The sequence below is a fragment of the Pyramidobacter sp. C12-8 genome, from assembly GCF_002007215.1.
Lineage (GTDB): Bacteria > Synergistota > Synergistia > Synergistales > Dethiosulfovibrionaceae > Pyramidobacter.
Genome location: NZ_MUHX01000160.1, coordinates 1 through 213 on the forward strand (window position 1 = coordinate 1; position 213 = coordinate 213).

The following is a 213-nucleotide window of genomic DNA, read 5'->3' on the forward strand; positions in this document are numbered from 1 at the left end:
TTTCCGTTCCGGTCTTGTCCGCGGTGATGGTTTTCGTTCCGGTCCCGGCGTCGGCGATCTTGAACTTTGCCTGTACGTTGGTGATCGGGGTGGAGCCGTTGTTGATGTTGGTGATCAGCTTGCTCTTGTCGATGCCGTAGGTGACTTTGGTGCCGGAGAGGCCGACGGTCATGGTGTCGTCGGTCGTCGCGAATTCCACGGTCGGAACCGAAG

At 58.7% G+C, this 213-nt stretch carries 1 protein-coding gene; it reads right to left on the reverse strand.

The features are described from left to right. Positions 1 to 213, reverse strand: a 213-nt coding sequence (locus tag B0D78_RS13130; RefSeq protein WP_168170157.1) for a hypothetical protein, incomplete at both ends; no start/stop codon positions are given.